26 protein-coding genes and 2 tRNA genes are annotated in these 20497 nt (G+C 69.3%); 19 read left to right on the forward strand and 9 right to left on the reverse strand.

Features of this window, described 5'->3' with window-relative positions; genetic code table 11:
* Positions 1-48: 48 nt before the first annotated feature.
* Genes ACFWN2_RS38420 through ACFWN2_RS38440 form a run of 5 tightly spaced genes read left to right on the forward strand, consistent with a single transcriptional unit; the run spans position 49 to position 3231 of the window.
* Positions 49-747 (forward strand): hypothetical protein, encoded by a 699-nt coding sequence (locus ACFWN2_RS38420; protein WP_382435482.1) that lies wholly within the window; start codon positions 49-51, stop codon positions 745-747.
* Positions 744-1067 carry a hypothetical protein gene (locus tag ACFWN2_RS38425; protein WP_382435483.1) on the forward strand — a complete coding sequence of 108 codons (324 nt, stop codon included), beginning with the start codon at positions 744-746 and terminating at the stop codon, positions 1065-1067. Before ACFWN2_RS38420 ends, ACFWN2_RS38425 begins: the two co-directional genes overlap by 4 nt.
* Positions 1064-1831, forward strand: a complete 768-nt coding sequence (locus ACFWN2_RS38430; RefSeq protein WP_382435484.1) for a hypothetical protein — start codon at positions 1064-1066, stop codon at positions 1829-1831. The genes ACFWN2_RS38425 and ACFWN2_RS38430 overlap by 4 nt, the downstream gene beginning before the upstream one ends.
* On the forward strand, positions 1831-2334 hold the full coding sequence (locus ACFWN2_RS38435) for a hypothetical protein (protein ID WP_382435485.1): 504 nt from the start codon (positions 1831-1833) through the stop codon (positions 2332-2334). Before ACFWN2_RS38430 ends, ACFWN2_RS38435 begins: the two co-directional genes overlap by 1 nt.
* A gap of 36 nt (positions 2335-2370) precedes the next feature.
* Positions 2371-3231: a hypothetical protein gene (locus tag ACFWN2_RS38440; RefSeq protein WP_382435486.1), complete on the forward strand. Its 861-nt coding sequence runs from the start codon at positions 2371-2373 to the stop codon at positions 3229-3231.
* On the opposite strand, the gene ACFWN2_RS38445 is transcribed toward ACFWN2_RS38440, so the two are convergent.
* Both ACFWN2_RS38445 and ACFWN2_RS38450 read right to left on the reverse strand, forming a co-directional pair.
* The gene (locus ACFWN2_RS38445; protein WP_382435487.1) at positions 3176-3856 is read right to left on the reverse strand and encodes a serine hydrolase; all 681 of its coding nucleotides are present in this window, start codon (positions 3854-3856) and stop codon (positions 3176-3178) included. The genes ACFWN2_RS38440 and ACFWN2_RS38445 overlap by 56 nt on opposite strands.
* A gap of 223 nt (positions 3857-4079) precedes the next feature.
* Positions 4080-4811: a Type 1 glutamine amidotransferase-like domain-containing protein gene (locus ACFWN2_RS38450; protein WP_382435488.1), complete on the reverse strand. Its 732-nt coding sequence runs from the start codon at positions 4809-4811 to the stop codon at positions 4080-4082.
* A gap of 60 nt (positions 4812-4871) precedes the next feature.
* On the opposite strand from ACFWN2_RS38450, the gene ACFWN2_RS38455 reads away from it, so the two are divergent.
* The 4 genes from ACFWN2_RS38455 to ACFWN2_RS38470 all read left to right on the forward strand — a co-directional run bounded on the left by ACFWN2_RS38455 (position 4872) and on the right by ACFWN2_RS38470 (position 8609).
* Positions 4872-5537, forward strand: a complete 666-nt coding sequence (locus tag ACFWN2_RS38455) for a YdcF family protein (RefSeq protein WP_382435489.1) — start codon at positions 4872-4874, stop codon at positions 5535-5537.
* Positions 5537-6775 carry a deoxyguanosinetriphosphate triphosphohydrolase gene (locus ACFWN2_RS38460; RefSeq protein ID WP_382435490.1) on the forward strand — a complete coding sequence of 413 codons (1239 nt, stop codon included), beginning with the start codon at positions 5537-5539 and terminating at the stop codon, positions 6773-6775. The genes ACFWN2_RS38455 and ACFWN2_RS38460 overlap by 1 nt, the downstream gene beginning before the upstream one ends.
* Positions 6776-7013: 238 nt before the next feature.
* The gene (locus ACFWN2_RS38465) at positions 7014-8021 is read left to right on the forward strand and encodes a serpin family protein (protein WP_382435491.1); all 1008 of its coding nucleotides are present in this window, start codon (positions 7014-7016) and stop codon (positions 8019-8021) included.
* A 69-nt stretch (positions 8022-8090) separates the two neighbouring features.
* On the forward strand, positions 8091-8609 hold the full coding sequence (locus ACFWN2_RS38470) for a Scr1 family TA system antitoxin-like transcriptional regulator (RefSeq protein WP_382435492.1): 519 nt from the start codon (positions 8091-8093) through the stop codon (positions 8607-8609).
* On the opposite strand, the gene ACFWN2_RS38475 is transcribed toward ACFWN2_RS38470, so the two are convergent.
* Positions 8606-8782: a hypothetical protein gene (locus tag ACFWN2_RS38475; protein ID WP_157512840.1), complete on the reverse strand. Its 177-nt coding sequence runs from the start codon at positions 8780-8782 to the stop codon at positions 8606-8608. The two genes, ACFWN2_RS38470 and ACFWN2_RS38475, sit on opposite strands and share 4 nt — an antisense overlap.
* Before the next feature lie 82 nt (positions 8783-8864).
* On the opposite strand from ACFWN2_RS38475, the gene ACFWN2_RS38480 reads away from it, so the two are divergent.
* Both ACFWN2_RS38480 and ACFWN2_RS38485 read left to right on the forward strand, forming a co-directional pair.
* Positions 8865-9422 (forward strand): carboxymuconolactone decarboxylase family protein, encoded by a 558-nt coding sequence (locus ACFWN2_RS38480; RefSeq protein ID WP_382435493.1) that lies wholly within the window; start codon positions 8865-8867, stop codon positions 9420-9422.
* A gap of 4 nt (positions 9423-9426) precedes the next feature.
* Positions 9427-10239 carry a class I SAM-dependent methyltransferase gene (locus tag ACFWN2_RS38485; RefSeq protein WP_382435494.1) on the forward strand — a complete coding sequence of 271 codons (813 nt, stop codon included), beginning with the start codon at positions 9427-9429 and terminating at the stop codon, positions 10237-10239.
* A gap of 3 nt (positions 10240-10242) precedes the next feature.
* On the opposite strand, the gene ACFWN2_RS38490 is transcribed toward ACFWN2_RS38485, so the two are convergent.
* Entirely contained in the window at positions 10243-11103 is an 861-nt protein-coding gene (locus ACFWN2_RS38490) for a sigma-70 family RNA polymerase sigma factor (protein WP_382435495.1), read from the reverse strand.
* 35 nt (positions 11104-11138) lie between these two features.
* On the opposite strand from ACFWN2_RS38490, the gene dnaG reads away from it, so the two are divergent.
* From dnaG to ACFWN2_RS38505, 3 genes are read left to right on the forward strand one after another with little or no spacing between them, the layout of a single operon-like run.
* Positions 11139-13028, forward strand: coding sequence for a DNA primase (gene dnaG, locus ACFWN2_RS38495; RefSeq protein ID WP_382435496.1), 1890 nt, complete (start codon positions 11139-11141; stop codon positions 13026-13028).
* Positions 13028-13528, forward strand: coding sequence for a hypothetical protein (locus ACFWN2_RS38500; RefSeq protein WP_382435497.1), 501 nt, complete (start codon positions 13028-13030; stop codon positions 13526-13528). The genes dnaG and ACFWN2_RS38500 overlap by 1 nt, the downstream gene beginning before the upstream one ends.
* Before the next feature lie 25 nt (positions 13529-13553).
* Positions 13554-14294, forward strand: a complete 741-nt coding sequence (locus tag ACFWN2_RS38505; protein ID WP_382435498.1) for a trans-aconitate 2-methyltransferase — start codon at positions 13554-13556, stop codon at positions 14292-14294.
* Positions 14295-14300: 6 nt separating this feature from the next.
* Here the strand turns inward: ACFWN2_RS38505 and ACFWN2_RS38510 are convergent, their stop codons facing one another.
* Positions 14301-14582 carry a hypothetical protein gene (locus ACFWN2_RS38510; protein WP_382435499.1) on the reverse strand — a complete coding sequence of 94 codons (282 nt, stop codon included), beginning with the start codon at positions 14580-14582 and terminating at the stop codon, positions 14301-14303.
* Positions 14583-14724: 142 nt separating this feature from the next.
* On the opposite strand from ACFWN2_RS38510, the gene ACFWN2_RS38515 reads away from it, so the two are divergent.
* Both ACFWN2_RS38515 and ACFWN2_RS38520 read left to right on the forward strand, forming a co-directional pair.
* A tRNA-Asn gene (locus ACFWN2_RS38515) sits at positions 14725-14800 on the forward strand.
* Positions 14801-14896: 96 nt separating this feature from the next.
* Positions 14897-15757 (forward strand): oxygenase MpaB family protein, encoded by an 861-nt coding sequence (locus ACFWN2_RS38520; protein WP_382435500.1) that lies wholly within the window; start codon positions 14897-14899, stop codon positions 15755-15757.
* On the opposite strand, the gene ACFWN2_RS38525 is transcribed toward ACFWN2_RS38520, so the two are convergent.
* Complete coding sequence (locus tag ACFWN2_RS38525; protein ID WP_382435501.1) at positions 15712-16173, reverse strand: GNAT family N-acetyltransferase; 462 nt, start codon at positions 16171-16173, stop codon at positions 15712-15714. The genes ACFWN2_RS38520 and ACFWN2_RS38525 overlap by 46 nt on opposite strands.
* 108 nt (positions 16174-16281) lie before the next feature.
* On the opposite strand from ACFWN2_RS38525, the gene ACFWN2_RS38530 reads away from it, so the two are divergent.
* Positions 16282-16359, forward strand: a tRNA-Ile gene (locus ACFWN2_RS38530).
* Between the two features lie 23 nt (positions 16360-16382).
* On the opposite strand, the gene ACFWN2_RS38535 is transcribed toward ACFWN2_RS38530, so the two are convergent.
* Positions 16383-17072: a hypothetical protein gene (locus tag ACFWN2_RS38535; protein WP_382435502.1), complete on the reverse strand. Its 690-nt coding sequence runs from the start codon at positions 17070-17072 to the stop codon at positions 16383-16385.
* Between the two features lie 174 nt (positions 17073-17246).
* Here ACFWN2_RS38535 and ACFWN2_RS38540 point away from each other — a divergent pair, with 174 nt between their 5' ends.
* A complete protein-coding gene (locus ACFWN2_RS38540; RefSeq protein WP_382435503.1) occupies positions 17247-17978 on the forward strand; it encodes a hypothetical protein in 732 nt (243 codons plus the stop codon).
* Positions 17979-18380: 402 nt separating this feature from the next.
* Here ACFWN2_RS38540 and ACFWN2_RS38545 read toward each other — a convergent pair whose 3' ends face one another.
* Positions 18381-18935, reverse strand: a complete 555-nt coding sequence (locus ACFWN2_RS38545) for a TetR/AcrR family transcriptional regulator (RefSeq protein ID WP_382435504.1) — start codon at positions 18933-18935, stop codon at positions 18381-18383.
* 111 nt (positions 18936-19046) lie between these two features.
* On the opposite strand from ACFWN2_RS38545, the gene ACFWN2_RS38550 reads away from it, so the two are divergent.
* Complete coding sequence (locus tag ACFWN2_RS38550; RefSeq protein WP_382435505.1) at positions 19047-19742, forward strand: SDR family NAD(P)-dependent oxidoreductase; 696 nt, start codon at positions 19047-19049, stop codon at positions 19740-19742.
* On the opposite strand, the gene ACFWN2_RS38555 is transcribed toward ACFWN2_RS38550, so the two are convergent.
* Positions 19739-20470: an AraC family transcriptional regulator gene (locus ACFWN2_RS38555; protein ID WP_382435506.1), complete on the reverse strand. Its 732-nt coding sequence runs from the start codon at positions 20468-20470 to the stop codon at positions 19739-19741. The genes ACFWN2_RS38550 and ACFWN2_RS38555 overlap by 4 nt on opposite strands.
* Positions 20471-20497 lie beyond the last annotated feature (27 nt).

The following is a 20497-nucleotide window of genomic DNA, read 5'->3' on the forward strand; positions in this document are numbered from 1 at the left end:
CTGCTACGCTGTGAAGTCGATCAATCACAGCGTGCAGGGGGTGCCGGGGTGGTCGAGGACAACCGCAGGTGGGGGTTCGAGGAAGCCGAGGACTGGGAGTACGAGGCTGGACGGCGCGCCGCGCCGCCGCCCGCCCCACCTCGGCAGGACGACGCGGACGCCTGTGTCGGCGTCGACGCGAGTGGCGCGGTCTCGGTGCTCGTCGAGTTCGACGGCCGGGTGCGCGCCGTCAGACTGGCCGACCGGTGGCGCGACAGCATCGACCAACGCGCGTTGGACGGAGCCGTGCTCGACGCGGCGAACAACGCGACCATGCGGGCGTTGTCCCGTTCCGTCGAGTCGCAAGGAGATCTGACGGCCGCCGAGCCCGCACCGGGGAGTGCGGCGGTGGACGAGACGCCACTCACCCGTGCTGACGCGGAACGGCTGTTCGCCGCCGTGAACGCCGAGCTCGCCGTGTTCACCGCCGGCCTGGACCAGGCGGTGAACGCGCCCGTGCGGGCCGAGAGCCGCGGTGGTCACGTCCGCGGCATCGCGCAGTCCGGTCAGGTCGTCCGCTTCGAGATCGACGACCGGTGGGCGCACGCCGCGCCCAATCCCGAGATCGAGGGCGAACTCGCCGAGGTCCTGCGCGCGCTGCGCGACCGAGGTACTCCCGCCACACAGCCGACGGGGTCCGCCATCGCGGAGCTCCAGGCGCTGGCGAGCGATCCGGCGAAGCTGCTGCGGAAGGTGGGGCTGGCATGAGCGACGTGGTGCTGAAAGCACTGGATGCGCTGCAGGCGGACGCAGGCCTCTGGTTGAGGGCCTCGGACAACGTGCAGGCGCCCCAGAGCGCCATCGGCGGACTGACGCTGACCGGCCACGACGTGTCCATGTGGGCGGTCGACCGCGGCCTCGACCGCACGTACGAGAACGGCCGGATCGTGCTCGAAGACATGCTGCGCCAGGCGATGACGGCGTTCAACGGCCTCGGCGACAGCCTGCTCGCCGCCGCCGACACCTACGCGCGCGAAGAAGCCGCGAACCTCCACGCGATGAACCGGCTCACGGGGGAGATCAGGTGACCAATCCACTGGTCGTGCAGGCCAAGGGCAACGCCGACGAGATCGACCGCGCGATCCGCCGGTTCTTCGACGTGATCAACTCGACGCTGAGCTGGGTTCCCGCTCCGTTGAAGTGGGTGATCGAGAAGGTCCAGGACGGCATCCGGGTCGTCAACGTGAGGATTGCCGAGTTCTGGGAGCGGGTGAACCAGCTCTTCGAACAGCCGGGTGACTCGGACCGGCTCCGGCAGGTCGGCACGGGGTGGGTCGAGCAGGTCGGCAACAAGCTCGGTGACATCGCGGGCACGATCACGCTCGAAAAGATGCGCACGAACGTCGAGTGGGAGGGCAGGGCCGCTCGCGCCTACACGGCCACGGTGCCGCCGCAGTCGCAGGGCCTGAACCAGGTGAAGGACGTCGCGAACCAGATGCGCGCGTCCCTCAACAGCCTCGCGAACTCGATCGACGCCTTCTGGATCGCGATGGGCGTCGCGCTGGCGACGTTCGTCGTGGCGGCGGTGGGTGCGATCGCGGCGGCCTGCACGGTCGTCGGCACGCCGGCCGCCGTCGCGGCCATCGCGGGCGGGCTCGCCGTGGCGATCGGCATCATCGGCGCCACGATCATGGCGCTGGAGTCGCACACCAACACGATCGAGACCGAGCAGAACGCGATCGTGCAGAAGATCCACGACATCGGTCGTGAGTGGACCATGCCGAACACCGCGGACATGAGCGACGCCAGCGTCACCGACGGCGACGGTTCGGACTGGAAGATCGACAATTGATGATCGTGGGCCAGGGGCCGCCACCGCAGTGGGTGTGGGTGCCCGCCGCGCGCGTCGAACGGATCCGGACGCGACTGGCGTTGACGGGGTTGCCTCTCATCGGCATGGCGCTCGTGTTCGGGATCGTGCTCGTCGCCGTCGGTCTGAACCTGCCGACCTCGCACAACCCGCTCAACGTGATCGGCGTGATGATGGCGGGGATCGGCGCGTTCTGGGGGTTCTTGTCCGGCCTGAGCCTCGCGACCGCCCGGTCCCGCGCGCGAGGTGAGTACGTCGACGTGAACGGGGCGCGGCTGGCCCGGCGGTTGCTCGGGGTGTGGTGGGGCGCGGCGATCTTCTGCGCGCTGGCCGCGTGGTTCTGCGAGGTGATGACGTTGAACAACGCTGAGCGGCCGGTGCCGTTCACCGCCGGGTCGGCCGTCTACCTCGCGGTGCTGGGGCTGCTCGTCGTGCTCGGCGGCGTCGCGTTCTTCACCGCGCGCAGGGTGCTGCGGGTCGGCTGAGGCAACATTCCTCCGCGTTTGCGCGTGTAAAAGGGCGTGACGGGGGAGCAGTTCCGCAGGCGCGGGGTGGCGCGGGCGGTGGCGGGCGCGGGCCTGGTGGTGTGGGTCGTGGTCGTCGCCGCGGTGGCCGAGACGGGGAACCCGCCCGTGCTCGTGGCCACGGCGGCGAGCGGCGGGTTGGTGTGCCTTTGCGTGCTCGCGGGCGGGCTGGTGGCGACGCGGGTCGTCGACGCCGCGGCGGCTGCCCGGTTGCGGCATGTGTTCGTGGTGCTGGAAGGGACCGCGCTGGCGCTCTTCTTCCCCTTCTACTGGTTCGCGTCCGGGGTCGAGCCCGTGGGCGAGCCGGGCGCGCTCGCGCTGGGGGTCGTACTGGTGCTGGCGGTGCCGGTGGTGACCGCTCTGGTGCTCGCGCTGCGGAGCAGCCTGGCCGTGCACCGGGTCGTCGTCGGTGAGTTCGGGCCGCTCGTGCCGGACTCCGCCGCGCCCGCGCTGGCGTCGCGGATCAGGGCGCTGGGGACCCTGCTGGTCGTCGCCGGCGCTGTGCTGTCGATCGCCGTGGTGGCGTTGGCGTTCATATCGCCGTCGCAGTGGGTGTTTCTCGAAGTGTTCGGTCTGGTGGTGACGCTGACGCCGGTGGTGCTGGGGTTGTCGCTGGCGCGGGTGACGGACGTCTACTCGGCGCGGCGGCGCAACGTCGGCGCGTACATCGTCGTTCCCGCCGCGGCCGGGTACGCGGCGGCGAAGCTCGCGTCCATCGGTGGTTCGTCGGGGATGTTGTTCGGGGCGTTGGTCTTCGGGGCGATCGTGTTGCTCGTGGGCGCGAACCTCGTGGTGCGCGAGTTCACGGGCGAGTGGGACCGGCCGTGGCGCCCAGCTTCGCGAGGACGGCCGTCGTGACGGCGTTGATCGACTCCCTCGCCGCGGTCCAGTTGCCGGTCGGGCTCGTCGTGAGGACGGCGACGGCGTAGCGGTCGTCGAGCACTCCCGCGCTGTGCAGGTAGACGTAGCTCGGCAGGTAGTACATCCAGCCCTGCTTGGCGTAGGCGCCGGTGACGCCGAGCAGGCCGAACGCCTGGTCGAAGCCGTCGGCGGCGGTCGCGGGGGCGGACGACAGCGCCGCGACGACCGCGTCGCGCTGCGGCGAGGCGAGGACGTGCTGGTAGAGCCGCACCATGTCGTTCGCGGTGATGACGACCTCTCCCCACTGCGAGGGGTCGTCAGGAGCGTGAGTACCTGTAAGGCCCGCTTCGACGGCGACGCGGCCGATGGCGCCCATGCCGTCGAACCTCGTCCACAGCACGTCCATGGCGTTGTCGTCGCTCGCGCTCAGCGCGCGGTTGATCAGGTCCTGGTCCTCGGCGGACAACGGCTGCCGCAGCGCGTCGAAGGCGAGGATCAGCTTCGCGAGCGACGCGGAGTAGAACGGCTGGTCGCCCTGTGCCGAAACCGTCTGACCTGACTTGAGGTCGAGGATCGCGACGCCGACGTCGGACGCGCCGCCGGCTGCGGCGATATCCGACATATCAGCCGCCGACATACTGGATATCGCCGAGGGCGAGCCAGTATCCGATGTATCAGGACTGGTATGCGATATATCGGCGTCGCCGGTATCCAATATATCGGGACCGCGCGAGATGTCGGCTGAGCGCTTGCCGTGCGCGAGGCACGGCGATGCGTCCGGGATGGCGAACACCGCCGCCACGAGGAGAACGATCAGAGCCCAGCGCACACTTCCAAGGTCCGCGTCACAAGGCCCTGGTGTCGAGCTTTTCCTCCTGTGCGGTTCCTGAAGAATCGTCCCTGACCACGAGGTATGCGCCCGAGCCCGCCCGTTCCGTCACGGCCTCGGCGAACTCGGTGCCCCGGTACAGCACGCCGACGCCGTCGTCGGTGCAGTACGTCTTCGGCAGCACTCCGGCGGCCACCGCCTCGTGGATCTTCGGGCGGCGCTGCTCCTCGGAGTCGTAGTGCACGCCGTTGCCGTAGGGCAGGAAGCCCAGGCCGTTGGTGACGATCCGGAGGTCCGGGCCGAACGAGTCCGTCGCGCCGCCCGCGTGCCAGCAGATCGAGCCCGCCGAGACGCCGCTGAGCACCACGCCCGCCTCCCACGCCTTGCGGAAGACGGCGCCGAGGCCGTGCACCTCCCACACCGCGAGCAGGTTCGCCACCGAGCCGCCGCCCACCCAGACGACGTCGTGGGACAGCACGTAGTCCTCCAGGTCGTCGGTCGGCGGCATCGTGAAGAGGTTCAGCACCGACACGTCGACGCCCGCGACCCTGCCGGCCTCTGTCATGTTCGCGTTCGCCGTCCGCTGGTCGCCTCCGGCTGTCCCGACGTGGCACAGGCGCGGCGCGCGGCCCTCCACGCCGGACAGGTCCAGCGCGAAGTGGATCAGCTTGTTGAACTCGACGAGGGTGCGGTGCCCAGGACGCAATCCTCCGGAGGTGGCGAGGATGGTGGGCTGCTCAGCAGGCATGATGATGATCCTCGCAGGGGCGTCAACGCGACTTGCGCGCGGTCTGGAACCATGCTGGGTGTGCGGACCACGCCCCTCAAGCCCTTCGCGAGAATTCGCCGGATCGTGTTGCGCCTCGTCTTCGGGGCGCTGGTCGTCGGCGTGCTCGTCGGCGGCGGCACGGCGTTCCGCGTGTGGCAGGTCGCGCGCGTGGACGACTGGACGAAGGCCGACATGGCGATCGTGCTCGGCGCCGCGCAGTACAACGGCGTCCCGTCCGACGTGCTCGCGGCACGCCTGGAGCACGCGCTCGGCCTCTACGAGGAGGGCGTCGTCAGCTACATCGCCACGACCGGCGGCCGCCAGCCCGGTGACAACTTCACCGAGGGCCAGGTCGGCAAGCTCTGGCTGGTCAAGCGCGGTGTGCCGGAGGACAGGGTGCTGCAGGTCGGCGAGGGCGCGGACACGCTCGGCTCGTTGCGGGCCGTCGCGTCGGTCGCGAAGGAACGCGACCTGAAGACCGCCGTGATCGTCAGCGATCCGTGGCACTCGCTGCGCGCCCGCACGATGGCCGAGGACGCCGGTCTGCGGGCGTGGACGTCGCCGACCAGGAGCGGCCCGAACGTGCAGACGCGGGAAACGCAGTGGTTCTACATCAAGCGCGAGACCGGAGCGTTGCTCTACTACCGCTTGATGAAGGCCCACGCCGGCGTGTTCGACGAGCTGAAACTCCCTAAAATCGGGTGATGGGATACACCGGCCACGACGCGGAGCGCCTGCTCTCCGAAGACCCCAAGAGCGCCGCGCTGCCGGGTGCCCGCACCGAGAAGCGCACACCGTTCTCCCGTGACCGCGCCCGCGTGCTGCACTCCGCGGCGTTGCGCAGGCTGGCGGGCAAGACCCAGGTCGTCGGCCCCGGTGAGGGCTCCGAGGTCACCGGTGTGCCGCGCACGCGCCTGACGCACTCGCTGGAGGTCGCGCAGATCGGCCGCGGCATCGGCGAGGAACTGGGCTGCGACCCGGACATCGTCGACACGGCCGGCCTCGCGCACGACATCGGGCACCCGCCGTTCGGGCACAACGGCGAGAGGGCGCTCAACGAGCTCGCCGGCCCGTGCGGTGGCTTCGAGGGCAACGCGCAGACGTTCCGCATCCTCGCGCGCCTCGAACCGAAGACCGCGCACGGCCTGAACCTCACGCGCGCCGTGCTCGACGCGTCGACGAAGTACCCGTGGCAGCGCACGCCCGGCATGGTGAAGTTCGGCGTGTACGACGACGACCTCGAAGTGTTCGGGTGGATGCGTTCCGGCGCACCGGAACGGGCGAGGTGCATCGAGGCGCAGGTGATGGACTGGTCCGACGACGTGGCGTACTCCGTGCACGACGTCGAGGACGGCGTCCTGGCCCACCGCATCAGCCTCGGCGCGCTGGCCAGGGCCGACGAACGCGCCGCCATCGCCTCGCTCGCCGCGAAGACGTTCTCCGACGAGTCCGTCGCGACGCTGGAGGCCACCGCCGAGGAGCTGCTGAAGCTGCCGGTGATCGCGTACTGGGCCGACCACGAGTACGACGGCTCGCTCGGCGCGCAGGTGGCGTTGAAGAACCTCACCAGCGAACTGGTCGGCCGGTTCGCCTCCGCGGCCGTCACCGCGACCCGCGCCGTGCACGGCGACGGCACGCTGACGAGGTACGACGCGGCGCTGGAGGTCCCGAGCCAGGTCGCGGCGGAGGTGGCGCTGCTCAAGGCCATGGCCGTCCGGTACGTGATGAGCGACCCCGCGCGCCTCGCCATGCAGGCGAAGCAACGCGACCTGATCAGCGAGCTCGCCGGCCGCCTGCTGGAGCGCCCCGAGCTGCTCGACCCCGCGTTCCGGCCGGTGTTCGAGGCCGCTTCCTCTTACGCCGCACGGCTTCGCGTCGTCATCGACCAGGTCGCGCTGCTCACCGACGCGCAGGCCGTGGCCTGGCACCGCGCATCGGCGTAGCTTCGAGGGCATGGCGGACGAATCGAGACCGCCAGGCCGACCATGGCCGTGGCGAAGACCGAGCAGGGAAGCCGTGCCCATGGGCTTCGACGACCAGGGGGACGACGACGGTTCGGCCGGTGTGCGCGAACCCCGTCACCCCAAGCCTTCCGGGCCAATGGGAGGAGCGGGGGAGCGGCCCGTCCCGGACGATCCGATCGTGATGGCACTGCCAGACCCACGCCACTAGGGAGAACCTGTGACCGATCAGGCCGACTTCGCCCTGAACCTGCACCGCGTCGCCGTACCTGATCCGTCCTCGAACGCGTGCTGGTCGCCGTTCTCGGTGGCCAGCGCGCTCGCGCTCACCCAGGAGGCCGCCCGCAGCGAGACCCGCGCCGAGCTCGACGGCCTGCTGAAGGGCTTCGACGCCTCGGACGCCCTCGACGTGCCCGAACTCGCCGTCGCGAACACGCTGTGGGCCGACGACGACCTGACGCTGAACGAGGACTTCTCGCTGGCCGGTTCGGTGCGCCGCACGGCGTTCTCCGACCCGGCGACGGTCCGCAAGCTCGTCAACACCGACGTCGCCGAGACCACCCGCGGTCTCATCCCCGAGCTGCTGACGGACGCGCCGCCCGCCGACGCCGCCGCGATCATCGTGAACGCCCTGTACCTCAAGGTCGGCTGGCTGAACCCGTTCTCGAACTGGGAGACCGCGCCGAAGCCGTTCCACGCGCCCGGCGGTGACGTGGACGTGCCGACGATGAAGGTGACGGAGAAGTTCCGCTACGCCCGCCACGACGGCTGGCAGACGATCGTGCTGCCCGCGGACTCGGGCGTCGAGACCGTGGTCCTGCTGCCGGACGAGTCGCTGGAGCAGCCGCTGCCCGCGTCCGCGTTCACCGCGCGGGACTTCACCCGGCTCGAACTCTCACTGCCCAAAGTGGACGTACGGGCCAAGTTCAACCTCAAGAACACGTTGCGGCAACTCGGGGTCGAGCGCATGTTCGCGCGCGACGCCGACTTCTCCGGCCTCTCCCCGGACGAGCGGATGTTCGTGGACGACGTGGTCCACGAGGCCGTGCTGCGGCTCGACGAGGAGGGCCTCGAAGGCGCGGCGGCCACCGCCGTCACGTTCCGGACGGTGTCGATCGAGATCCCGGTGGACCCGGTCGTGGTGACGGTCGACCGGCCGTTCCTGCTCGCGGTCAGGCACGCGCGGTCCGGCGCGATCTACTTCCTCGCGCAGGTCGCCCGTCCGTGACCGTGCGCCGCCCTGATGGGGGAGTGTTTCGTACGGCGAGATCATGATCATGGGCTTACCGTTCTGCGCATGACCCAGCACGGTGCCGGCGAACAACTCGTCGTGCTCGCCGCGGCGGGCGCCACGCGAATCACCTGCTTCAGCGGCGTCACCATTCCCGTTCTGCTCAGAACCGAGTGCTACGCGAAGGCGCTGGCCAGGGCGCTGGGCGTCGCGCCGACGCCCGAGCTGCAGTCCGACGGCGTGCTGCCGCAGTGCGTGTTCTTCATCCACGAGTACGCGCTGCGCACCGTCGTCGGCGGGGACCGCCTGATGGAGGACCAGGTCCTGCACCTGCTGTTCCACGCGCCGTCGATCCGGATCGTGCCGGCCAGCGCGGGCGGGGCGGCGGCGGTCGGCCTCGACTACGCCCTCATCCAGTACGAACACGAGCCGCCGCTGGTCTACCTCGCGAACTGGACGCTCGCCAGCGACGCCGCGACCGTGGAGCGGGCGGTGCAGATCTTCCAGCGCATGCACGCCGTCGCGCTCGACAACGAACGGTCGCGCGACGTGCTCATGGAGTACGTGGCCGTCTACGACCGCTAAGGCGTGTTGCGGCGCAGGAACAGGCGCATCCCGTCCTCGCCCGGCAGCGCGCACAGCAGCAGTTTGACGTTCTGGTGTCGCACCGGGACCGCGCACGAGTCGCCTGCCAGCAGCGTTCCCGCCAGCAGGCCGGCCGACTCGTGGTCGATGTCCAGCACGAAGTCGTTGCTCATGCAGGGACCTTATGGGTGTACCGCCTCGCGCCCCAGTCACCCAAAGGTGTCACGTTCCGCTGCGCTGCGTCGTCCAGTGGGCATGACGAGGATCAACGGAGTTGCCAAGAAGGACGCGGGACTGCTGCTCAAGGCCGTGTACTGGTTCGCTCGGCGCGAGTTCGGGGCCGTGCCGGAGCCCGTCACGGTGATGGCGCACCACCCGAAGCTGCTGATGGCGAGCGGCAGGCACGAGCTGGCGGTCAAGAAGGCGATCCACGGGCCGTTGTTCGAGCTGTGCGTCTACCGGACCGCGGTGCAGCTCGGCTGCTCGTGGTGCGTCGACTTCGGCGCCATGCTGATGAAGCACGGCGGGCTCGACATCGAACGCCTCAAGCACATCGACTCATACGCCACCTCTCCGCTGTTCACCGACCTCGAACGCAAGGCGCTCGCGTACGCCGACGCGATGACGGACACGCCGGTCACCGTCACCGACGAGCAGGTCGCCGAGCTGGAGAAGCTGCTGGGGCGCAAGGAACTCGTCGCGCTGACCTACCAGATCGCGCTGGAGAACCAGCGGGCACGGTTCAACAGCGCGTTCGACATCAGGGACCAGGGGTTCACCTCTGGCGACGCCTGCCGCGTGCCGACAAACTAGGGGCGTGGAGAAGATCGCACTCACGGGTGCGCAGGAGACCATGCTCGCCACGCTGTACGGACGGGCCCTCGACAGCGAGCGGCCCACGTCCGTGCTGCACGACGACGAGGCCAGGCGCGCCGTCGACCGCATCGACTACGACTTCGGCAAGACGGGGATGAACACGACCAGCGCGGTCGGCGTCGCCATCCGCGGCAGGGTGCTCGACGACTGGACGCGCGACTTCCTCAAGAACAACCCGTCCTGCACGGTGCTGCACCTGGCCTGCGGCCTGGACACCCGCGCGCACCGGATCGAACGGCCGGACACCGTGCGGTGGGTCGACGTCGACATGCCGGACGTCGTCGCGTTGCGGCACAAGCTCTTGCCCGAACCCCAAGGCGACTACCGGCTCGTCGCGTCGTCGGTCACCGAGGACGCGTGGCTCGCCGAGGTGCCGGCCGGAGGACCGGTCGTCGCGGTCTTCGAAGGGCTGGCGATGTACCTCACGCAGGCCGAGGGGCACGCGTTGATCAGCCGGATCACGAGCCGGTTCGACAGCGGCGAGCTGCTGTTCGACGTCTACGGGTCGTGGGGGATCAAGCTGCAGAGGTTCGTGCCCGCCGTGCGCAACGCGGGCGCGACCCTGCACTGGGGCGTCGACGATCCGCGCGAGATCGAGGCGCTGCGCCCCGGACTGACCACTGTGGACGCCTGGCGCAGCGTGGACCTGCCGCACCTGGACGCGTTGCCCAGGTCCGGTCAGATCCAGATGAAGGTGGTCAGCGCGATCCCGAAGCTCCGCGACGTCGGCAAGCTCCTGCGGATGCGCTGGTGACCGTCAGAAGGCGACGTGCGCGAGCTTGTCCGGGTTAGCGATGTCGTAGATCGCGCTGACCTTGCCCTCGTGCACGGTGAACGCCGTCACGCGCGCCGTCACCTCGCCGTACGCGGGCATGAGCACGCCGATGTCGCCGTTGACGAACGCCGGCCGGTGCTCCTCCGGGTAGCCGTACTTGCGCATGAGGCCGAGGAAGAAGCGGGCGACCTTGTCCGCGCCGGCGACCGTGTTGACCGCCGTGCGGACCTTGCCGCCACCGTCGCCGATCATGACCGCGTCCGGGTGCAGCAGCGCGAGCACGCTGTCGATGTCCCCGCTCGCCATGGCCCGCAGGAACTTCTCCAGCACCTCCTGCTGCTCGGCCAGCGCGGCGCGGGGCGGCGGTTCGGCGTCCGCGACGGCCTTGCGGGCGCGGGAGGCGTGCTTGCGCGCCGCGGCTTCTGAGACCTGCAGCACATCGGCGATCTCGTTGAACGGCAACGAGAACGCGTCGTGCAGCACGAACGCGACGCGCTGGTCGGGAGTGAGCCGGTCGAGCACGACCAGCGCGGCCATCCGGACGCCGTCGGCCTGCACCACGCTCGCCAGCGGGTCGTCCTCACCGGTCGTGAGCAGCGGTTCCGGCAGCCACGAGCCCACGTACGTCTCGCGGCGCACGGCGGCGGAACGCAGCCTGTCGAGGCAGATGCGGCTCACCACGGTCGTGAGCCAGCCGCGCGCGTCCAGCACGCCCTCCGCCTTCGCGAACCGGGGCCACGCCTCCTGCACGGCGTCCTCCGCGTCGGCGAAGCTGCCGGTCAGGCGGTACGCGACGCCGATCAGGTGCGTCCGGTGGAGTGCGAAGACGTCGGCGGTGGTCACGATCGGCAGTTTGCCAGGGGATTAGACTCGGGGACGTGGCAGGACGCATCAGAGAGAGCGACATCGCGTTGGTGCGTGAGCGCAGCCGCATCGACGAGGTCGTCGGTGACCAGGTTTCGCTGAAGCGTGCCGGTGGAGGCGCCCTCAAGGGGTTGTGCCCGTTCCACGACGAGAAGTCGCCGTCGTTCAACGTGCGCCCGTCGCACGGCACGTTCCACTGCTTCGGCTGCGGCGAGGGCGGCGACGTGATCGCCTTCGTGATGAAGGTCGAGCACCTGTCGTTCGTGGAGGCCGTCGAGCGGCTCGCGGACCGGGCGGGCATCCAGCTCGTGTACGAGGGCGGCGGCGCCACGATCCAGCGCGACCGCGGTACGCGCAGCAGGCTCATCGAGGCGCACAAGGCCGCCGCCGAGTACTACGCCGAGCAGCTCGCGACGCCGGAGGCGCAGCAGGCGCGCGAGTTCCTGGCCGAGCGCGGGTTCGACGAGGCCGCCGCACGCCAGTTCGGCTGCGGGTTCGCGCCCGGCGGCTGGGACAAGCTGACGAAGCATCTGCTCGGCCGCGGGTTCGAGCTGCAGGAGCTGATCAAGTCGCAGCTCACCAAGGAGGGCCGCCAAGGGCCGATCGACCGGTTCCACCGGCGGCTGCTGTGGCCGATCAAGGAGATCAGCGGCGACGTCGTCGGGTTCGGCGCGCGGCGGATCTTCGACGACGACCCGATCCAGGCGAAGTACCTCAACACCAGCGAGTCGATGATCTACAAGAAGTCGCAGGTGCTGTTCGGCCTCGACCAGGCCAAGCGCGAGATCGCGAAGCGCAAGCAGGCGGTCATCGTCGAGGGCTACACCGACGTGATGGCGATGCACCTCGCCGGCGTGCCGACGGCGGTCGCGTCCTGCGGCACGGCGTTCGGCACGGACCACATGAACGTGCTGCGCAGGCTGCTGATCGACGACGACGTGAACGGCGAGGTCATCTTCACCTTCGACGGCGACGAGGCGGGCCAGAAGGCCGCGCTCAAGGCGTTCGAGGGGGAGCAGCACTTCTCCGCGCAGACCTACATCGCGGTCGCGCCGGACGGCATGGACCCGTGCGAGCTGCGGCAGGCCAAGGGCGACGTGGCGGTGCGCGACCTGGTGGCGCGGCGCATCCCGTTGATCGAGTTCGCGATCAAGGCCCAGCTCAAGGCGTACGACCTCGACTCGGTGGACGGCCGCGTCGAGGCGCTGAAGAAGATGGTGCCGTTCGTCGGGCAGATCAAGGACAGGGCCAAGCGGGACGGGTACGCGACGCGGCTGGCCTGGTGGGTGGGCTGGGACGACGAGGCGATGGTCGTGCGCCGGGTGCGTCAGGTGTCCGGGGGCAAGACGCCGGTCGCCACCGCCCAGAGGGTCGACCCGAACCAGATCGCGCTGGGCGTCGAGGTCGACGGCCCCGCCCGGCCGAACCCGCGCGACCCCCGCCTGATCCCCGAGCGCGAGGTGCTCAAGATCGCGCTGCGGCTGCCGGAGTACGCGGGCCCGCTGTACGACTCGCTGCCGGACGAGTCGTTCACGGACCCCGCGTACGTGGCGCTGCACCGGGCGATCCGCGACGCCGGTGGCGCGTCCTGCGGGCTCGCCGGCTCGGCGTACCTGGAGGCGATCTCGCAGGCGTGCTCGCACGCGTCGGTGCGGTCCGTGCTGACCGAGCTCGCGGTGGAACCGTTGGCCGTCAAGCAGAACGACGAGTTCCGCTACGTGTCGATGGTGATCGCGCGGCTGCAGGAGGTCCAGGTCGGCAAGCAGGTCGAGGACGTGAAGTCACGGCTGCGGCGGCTGTCGCCGATCAAGGACGCCGACGAGTACCGGGCGCTGTGGGGCGACCTGGTGGCCCTGGAGGAGTACCGCAAGGCGCTCCTGCAGCAGAGCGCTGGAGTGCTGTAGTGGGGTTGTTCCGACGGTTGTTCGGCGACGGTGCGCCGGACGGGTTCACCGGCTCGCTGGAGCAGGACGAGACCGTGATCGCGCACGCGGCGGTGACGGGCGGCGGGCACCTCGTGGTGACGTCGCTCGGGCTGTGGGTGCCGGGGGAGTCGCCGCGGCGGATCGGCTGGCACCTGGTCAGCAAGGCGAAGTGGGAGGGCGCGCTGCGTCTCGTGGAGGCTGCCGAAGCTTCTGCTGAGGGGCCCGTCGTGCTGCTCGAAGACCTTCCCGCGCACCGGTTCGCGCTCGACGACCCGCAGCGTGTGATGCGCGCGATCAGCCAGCGCGTGGAGGGGTCGATCCGGCACCGCGAGCGCGTCGAGTCGCCGGGCGTGTGGATCCTGCAGCGCAAGATCCCCGGTCGCGACGGGGTCGTGTGGCAGGCACGCGGAGACGCCGGCGTGGACCTGGCGGCCGTTCGCGAGGCCGTGGCGCCGTTCGCCTCGAAGCTTGCGGGCTAGCAGTACGCGTGTACTGTTAGTTGGCATGTGGGATCCGGCGCAGTACCTGGCCTTCGCCGATCAACGGGCGAGGCCGTTCTACGAACTTGTCGGACGCGTGCGAGCAGATTCACCCCGTCGTGTGGTGGACGTGGGCTGCGGGCCCGGCAACCTGACCCTGTCGCTGTCCGAGCGGTGGCCTTCGGCCGTGGTCGAGGCGTTCGACTCGTCGCCGGAGATGGTCGAGGCGGCACGGGAGGCCGGCGTCGACGCCCGTGTGGACGACGTGACCACGTGGGAACCGTTGCCGGACACCGACGTCGTGGTGTCCAACGCGGTGCTGCAGTGGGTGCCTTCGCATCCCTCGATCGTGTCTTCCTGGGTGTCGGCGCTGGCACCGGGCGCGTGGCTCGCGTTCCAGGTGCCCGGCAACTACGCGGACCCCTCGCACCGGTTGATCCGCGAGGTGGCGGGGGAGGGGCTGGCGCACGTCTTCCGTGCTGAGCAGCCCGTTCTGGCTCCGGTGGAGTACGCGGACCTGCTCGGTTTCTGCTCCACTGTGGACGTCTGGGAGACGACGTACGTGCAGCGGATGTCCGGTGAGGACCCGGTGCTCGAATGGGTGAAAGGCACGGCTCTGCGGCCCGTGCGGGCGGCTCTGTCCTCAACGGACTGGGAGGCCTACGTCGCGGAACTGGCGCCGCGGCTGCGCGAGGCGTACCCGCAGCGAGCCGACGGCACCACTTGGTTCCCCTTCAGGCGGATCTTCGCGGTGGCCCAGGTGTGAGGCCTGTCACGCCCGCGGCGTCGCGGGAGGAGTGAAGGCCTTGCCGTTCGTCTCCTCCTGATGGCGCCACGGAGCCTTCTCAGCTGCCTTTTCCGCAGCGTCCGCGGCCAGGTCCTTGGCGTGGACCGCCGCTTCGAAAGCCTTGTCCTTGGCCTGGGCCGCCGTCTTGCGCACCGTCGGGTTCGCGGTGAAGCGGTTCCAGAGGCGCACGATCTGGTCGTAACGCGCCCGTCCGGCCTTCGCGCCGAGCACGTAGCCGATCGCCGCACCGACCAAGATGCCCTTCATGTGGCGTCTCCTCTCGCATCGTGCCTGGTCAGAGGCTGTTTGATCGCAAAGTGGGGGGTGCTTGCAAAACCCCTTTCGCGACTCATGTAGAGTTACCCACTGTCAGGAGGAACCAAGCCTGACAGGCAGAACAACAGAACATTCCCCCATAGCTCAATTGGCAGAGCATGCGACTGTTAATCGCAGGGTTACTGGTTCGAGTCCAGTTGGGGGAGCCACCGCTCGGACCCTAGTCCACGGACTGGGGTCTTTTGCTGTGCCGCGTCCACCGTCTGGGTCTTTCGCTTCGGGTGCGCTTGGGTCAGGTTGGGTGCATGGCCGCCCGCTTCGCGAACCTCCGCCGCATCTCCTCGCTGGACCCGGTCACCGACCACGAGGAGATCATGCGGATCTCCGCCGGCCTGGAGTTCCCCTGGGACTACCAGAAGTCGTTGGAGATGGCGCTGTTCCGCACGTACTGCGTGCCGACGATCTCGGGCCTGCTCGAACGCACCGGCGAGTTCGAACGCCGTCCGCAGAAGCGCTACGACGACACGGCGGTCCTGATGGCCGAGCTCGTGGAGCACGGCTACGACTCACCGCGCGGACGTGAGGCGCTGCGCGTCGTCAACCGCCAGCACGGCCGTTACGACATCTCGAACGACGACATGCTCTACGTGCTGTCGACGTTCATCTATGACCCGATCGAGTGGCTTTCGCACCACGGCTGGCGGCCGCTGACGGACAACGAGCGGCTGGCGGGGTTCCACTTCTACCGCGCGGTCGGCGCACGTATGGGGATTCGCGAGATCCCGGCGGGCTACGACGAGTTCCTCGCGTTCAAGACTGCCTACGAGCAGGAGCACTTCGTGTTCGCGCCGTCGAACCGCCGCATCGGCCAGTACACGCTGGACCTGTTCTGCTCGTGGTACCCGTCGCTCGCACGCCCGGCCGTGGCACGGGCCGTGGTCGCGATGCTGGACCCGGCGATGGTGCGCGCGTTCGGCTTCACGGCCCCACCGTCCTGGGTGGGCGCTCTTGGCCGCCAAGCGTTGCGGCTGAGGGCTTTCGTGGTCCGCCGGATGCCGGTGCGCCGCGAGTTGAAGCTCACGAACACCCGCAACCGGACCTACCCCGGCTACCCGCGCGGCTACCGGCCGTCGGACCTGGGCGCGAGCTCCAGCACGGCCCGCTGACCGTTGAGCACGAAGCCCAGCGCCTTCAGGAACTCGTTGCCGGGCTTGAAGTCGTCGAGCGGGACGTGCACGCGCCGCACCTCGGGGAAGCGTTCGGCGAGCGCCTTCGCCATCTCCCGCCCGATGCCCCACCGGCGCAGGTCCCTGGGCACCAGGAAGAACCGGACGCTCGCCTCGTCCGCCGCCGGATGCCCGACCACGAGGTCCACGAACCCGATCATGTCCTGCGCCTGCGCCACCAGCAGGCGCTTCTGCTCGAACGAGGCGCCCTCCGGCAACGCGTAGAAGAGGCTCTGCACGTCACCGGGCCCGGACGGATGGCCCGTCGCGGCCTGGAACCAGTCGTCGCAGTCGGCGAACAGCGCCAGCACCTCCGGCTCGTCCGCCGGGGTGAAGTCGCGGAGGGTCAAACGCACGTGTCCAGCCTATGTGTCGCTCGCCACGGGGGTGCGCAAGGGCCGTTCGGCGTGATCGGTATCCTCCACCACGCAGTGTCCGCGGGTCGGGGGACCCGCGGTGGCGAGGGGGCAGTAGCTCAGCTGGTCAGAGCAGCGGACTCATAATCCGTCAGGTCGTGGGTTCGAGCCCCACCTGCCCCACCACCTGTGTGAGCACAAATCGGGTTTCAGACGTAGACGACCGCACGTTCGCGGATCAGATCCCACACGCTGACGTCCAGTTCAGCGAAGACGAGCAGCTCGTCGACCGACTGGAAAGGCAGCGGCCGCTGGCTGCGTGCCCGCTCGATCTGCCTGACCGCCCGCTCGTCCAGGCCGCAGTGATGCGCGATGACTGACGGCGGCGCGGTGTTGATGTCCACCAGACCGCCGTCGTCGTACTGCCGCGGCAGGTCCGGCCGGCCGATCCGGAGGTCACGTGCGAGTGCCGGATCACGCGCGACGATTCCGCGAGCTTCTTCTCGCCTGGCTCGCCACATCAGTGCCGTGGTGACGGCGGGGTCTGCGGCCCACGGTTGCTGCGGCTGCACAGGTGGCCTGACGGGCTGGGGAAGTCCGTACACCTCTCGCCTGATGCCACTGAGTTGGATGCATGCCGCCACGATGAGCACGATGACGGCGAGGCCACCGATTGAGCTGCGCAAGTCTGTGGTGGATGCAGCCGGCTGACCTTGTGAGGACGGCATGAGCAGCACCAATGCGATCGAAGCTATCGCGTAGAGTGCTGTCCACTGCCAGAGCGACCGTTTCCGCAGACGGTGCGCGGCGTGCGCGAAGGGCACGGCGGCGAAGAGGCCAGCGCTCGCGATCACCACGATGAAGTACCAGATGCCGCCGGCACGACGCACAACATTCATGATTGCGGCCCCTTCAGAGACGGGCAGGTGCTGTGTCTGCCTATCGCCTGCGGTGGCTCAAAAGTTTCACTGCTGAAGCAGTCGCAGGACAAAAGAGCGGGGGAGTCGCTCGAAATCGCGTGCGGGCACGGCTGTTCGCTGAGTACTGTGCCCGAAAACCAAGGGGGGTGCGGCATGACGAAGCTGAACCAGATCATCGCGGTGGAGAAGAGCGTCAAAGGGGGCACGCTCCGGGACCTCACCGACGCGCACCACGGGTTGCAGAAGCCCGCGCTGCTGGCCGGCATCTCCCGGACGTACCAGCCGAAGGACGAGGACGGCGAGGTGCTGCCGCCGGAGTCCACGCGCGTGCAGATCAAGGCCGAGGACGTGCTGCGCAAGACGGCGGCCGTGATGACCCGGCTGTTCGACGTCACGGCGACCAAGGACTGGGCGAACTGCGTCGCGAAGGCCGACGTGGTGGTGGACGGGCAGACGTTGCTGCGCGACGTGCCCGTGTCGTACCTGCTGTTTCTTGAGAAGCAGCTGACCGACCTGCACACCTTCGTGAAGAAGCTGCCGTTGCTGGACGCGGCGGAGGACTGGAACTTCGACGAGTCCGCCGACTACTGGCGCACCGAGCAGGTCCGGACGATCCGCACCAAGAAGGTGCCGCGCAACCACGTCAAGGCCGAGGCGACGGAGAAGCACCCGGCGCAGGTCGAGGTGTACTACGAGGACATCCCGGTGGGGTACTGGAACACCGTGAAGTTCTCCGGCGCGCTGCCGGCCCGGCGGGTCAACGAGCTCGTCGACCGCGTGGAGAAGCTGCAGCACGCGGTGAAGTTCGCCCGCGAGGAAGCCAACAACATGGAGATCACCGACGAGCGCGTGGGCAGCGTGGTCTTCGACTACCTGTTCCGCTAGCGTCCACAGACTCCCCCTGCTGGAGCGCGGGGGGTGCGTTCCCGACATAGGGAGCGCGAAAGCTGAAACTGAAACGTCAGCCTGAACCACTCGGTGAAAAGTGGGGGTTCGAATCCCTCTCCCGGCACACGCGCCGGGATAGCCCAAGCGGCAGAGGCAGCCGGGATCAAGCTCAGACTCTCGCTCCAGAATCAGCATTACCGCCGAACGCCAGATCACCCGAGACCGGACAAGACTCGCCGAGGTGGGGGTTCGAATCCCTCTGGCCGCTCTGACCATGCGGCCGTAGCTCAACGGAAGAGCGCGGCGACCTAAGGACTGATCCGACTCTTAAACGTCGCTGGTGTGCGCAAATGGGCGGACAAACGGGGCCCCGGACTGGACATGTCCGGGGCCCCACCTTTATGCGCGCAGGCCCTCGACGTAGATCGACAGGAAGCGCCGCCACTGGTCGGGGGAGTCGCGGATCACCTGGGCCATCGCCCTGGTCAGCGTGGCCATGTCGGTGATCGAGAAGTCGGCCCGCAGCACGCCGGCGTCGAGCGCGCGGGTGATCAGGACCTGGACGTGGCCCACGCCGCGGTGGCAGGCCGAGACCACCTCGGGGGCGTTCGGCAGGTCGCGCACGAGCACGTCGTTGAGGCCCCGGTCCTCTGCCTGCAGCGCGTAGAGGTCGTCCAGGTAGCCGGCGAAGGCCTGCCACGGGTCCGGTTCGGCCATCGCCTTCTCGCCGATGACGTCCAGTGCCGCCAGGCGCTGCGGGAAGATCTGCGCCACGAAGTCGTCGCGGGTCGGGAAGTGCTTGTACAGCGTGCCGATGCTGACCTCGGCCCTGCGGGCGATGTGTTCCAGGGGTACGTCGAGGCCGCGCTCCGCGAACAGTTCCGCGGCCGCTGCCAGCAGCTTGTCCCTGTTGCGTGCCGCGTCCGCACGCAGGGGCCTCGACGCGGTGACCATGCGCGGAATCCTACTCGGGCGTTAAGTCGAGGGTGCCCTCAAGTTCTGTGGTAGCGTCGGCGGACGTAAGTCGAGGGTTGCCTCGAATTAGCGTTCTGGAGGGTGGAACCCATGTCTCGCACGGCGGTTGTGCTCGGGGTCGGTCCCGGGCTCGGCATGTCCATCGCGCACCGGTTCGGGCGTGAGGGTTACGAAGTTGCACTGATCTCCCGCGGCACCACGCGGCACGAGGGCTACTTGGCGGAGCTGGCCGAGGCGGGGGTGAAGGCGCGGGCGTTCGCGGTGGACGTGCGCGTCCGGGGGCAGCTGTTGTCCACATTGGACTCGATCGGGCCGGTGGACGTCGTCTACTACGGGCCCGGCGCCACGGATCTGCGCGAGGCGCCGGAGGACATCACGGTGACGACGTCCGCTGACGCGCGTGCCGCGATGGAGTGGTTGTACCCGGCCGTCGACGTCGTTCAGCACGTGCTGCCGGCGGTGGTCGAACGCGGAGGCGGCCTGCTGTTCGCCGGTGGGCTGAGCGCGGTGCGGCCGATGCCGATGCTCGGCGCGCTGGCGCTTTCCGGTGCGGCGCTGAGGAACTACGCGGTCACGCTCAACGCGGCGCTCGCCGAGAAGGGCGTGTACGCGGGCACGCTCACCATCGGTGGTCTCGTCGAACGCGGCGACATCCACCAGGCCGTGCTGGCGCATCCCGAGCGGTTCGGCGAGGTGCGGACCCTGGATCCCGACGCCATCGCGGACGTCGCGTGGCAGATGTTCGTGAAGCGGGACCGCGCGGAGGAGGTGTTCAGCGTTCTCTAGAGGTACGAACCGGGGGTGTGGCCGAGCGAGCGGCGGAACACGTCGATGAACGCGCTGGCGGTGGCGAAGCCGCACCGCAGGGCCACGGTGGTGACGGGCTGACCCTCCGAGAGCAGGCGCAGGGCGTGGTAGAGCCGCAACTGCGTGCGCCATTGGGGGAAGGTCATGCCCATCTCGTCGCGGAACAGCCTGGTCAGCGTCCTGCCGCTCGCGCCGGCGGCACGGCCGAGCGCTTCGAGACCGCGTGTGTCCGAGGGGTCGGTCTCGAGCGTCGCGCAGACGGCCGCGAGCCGGGGGTCGCGGGCGGCGGGGACGCGCACCGGTTGTTCGGACGCGGTGGCGAGCTGGTCGAGCAGGACCGAGCGCATTCGTTTGCCCGCAGGGGTTTCTCGGTCGTCCAGCTCCGTGTAGGCGATCAGCAGCTCACGCAGCAGAGGGGAGACGGCGAGCGCCGTCGGTTCGTGGAGCTTCAACGGGTTCTGCGTGAGTCCGAGGAAGTGCAGCCGTGTGACGCCGTACGCGCGATGTGAGTGCACGGCGCCGGACGGAATCCACAACGCACGGTGCGCGGGCGCTATCCAGCGTGATGCCTCCGTGTGCACGGCCACGACGCCGCGGCTGGCGTAGACGATCTGGTGCTCGTCGTGCCAGTGCGCGGTGACACCACTGGCGGCTGCCAGGTCGCGGCTCGTGGTCGGGGCCGCGGGCAGGTGGCGGGAATTCGACATACATCGGCAGAATATCGGAATCGCGAA

This window comes from Lentzea sp. NPDC058436 (assembly GCF_042721515.1).
Lineage (GTDB): Bacteria > Actinomycetota > Actinomycetes > Mycobacteriales > Pseudonocardiaceae > Lentzea.

Bases quoted from the DNA above. Each gene is read 5' to 3' on its own strand.
- ACFWN2_RS38425 (WP_382435483.1), top strand. From the start codon at position 744: ATGAGCGACGTGGTGCTGAAAGCACTGGATGCGCTGCAGGCGGACGCA.
- ACFWN2_RS38435 (WP_382435485.1), top strand. From the start codon at position 1,831: ATGATCGTGGGCCAGGGGCCGCCACCGCAGTGGGTGTGGGTGCCCGCC.
- ACFWN2_RS38445 (WP_382435487.1), bottom strand. From the start codon at position 3,856: ATGTCGGATATCGCCGCAGCCGGCGGCGCGTCCGACGTCGGCGTCGCG.
- ACFWN2_RS38450 (WP_382435488.1), bottom strand. From the start codon at position 4,811: ATGCCTGCTGAGCAGCCCACCATCCTCGCCACCTCCGGAGGATTGCGT.
- ACFWN2_RS38460 (WP_382435490.1), top strand. From the start codon at position 5,537: ATGGGATACACCGGCCACGACGCGGAGCGCCTGCTCTCCGAAGACCCC.
- ACFWN2_RS38470 (WP_382435492.1), top strand. From the start codon at position 8,091: ATGACCCAGCACGGTGCCGGCGAACAACTCGTCGTGCTCGCCGCGGCG.
- ACFWN2_RS38475 (WP_157512840.1), bottom strand. From the start codon at position 8,782: ATGAGCAACGACTTCGTGCTGGACATCGACCACGAGTCGGCCGGCCTG.
- ACFWN2_RS38480 (WP_382435493.1), top strand. From the start codon at position 8,865: ATGACGAGGATCAACGGAGTTGCCAAGAAGGACGCGGGACTGCTGCTC.
- ACFWN2_RS38505 (WP_382435498.1), top strand. From the start codon at position 13,554: ATGTGGGATCCGGCGCAGTACCTGGCCTTCGCCGATCAACGGGCGAGG.
- ACFWN2_RS38510 (WP_382435499.1), bottom strand. From the start codon at position 14,582: ATGAAGGGCATCTTGGTCGGTGCGGCGATCGGCTACGTGCTCGGCGCG.
- ACFWN2_RS38520 (WP_382435500.1), top strand. From the start codon at position 14,897: ATGGCCGCCCGCTTCGCGAACCTCCGCCGCATCTCCTCGCTGGACCCG.
- ACFWN2_RS38535 (WP_382435502.1), bottom strand. From the start codon at position 17,072: ATGAATGTTGTGCGTCGTGCCGGCGGCATCTGGTACTTCATCGTGGTG.
- ACFWN2_RS38540 (WP_382435503.1), top strand. From the start codon at position 17,247: ATGACGAAGCTGAACCAGATCATCGCGGTGGAGAAGAGCGTCAAAGGG.
- ACFWN2_RS38545 (WP_382435504.1), bottom strand. From the start codon at position 18,935: ATGGTCACCGCGTCGAGGCCCCTGCGTGCGGACGCGGCACGCAACAGG.
- ACFWN2_RS38550 (WP_382435505.1), top strand. From the start codon at position 19,047: ATGTCTCGCACGGCGGTTGTGCTCGGGGTCGGTCCCGGGCTCGGCATG.
- ACFWN2_RS38555 (WP_382435506.1), bottom strand. From the start codon at position 20,470: ATGTCGAATTCCCGCCACCTGCCCGCGGCCCCGACCACGAGCCGCGAC.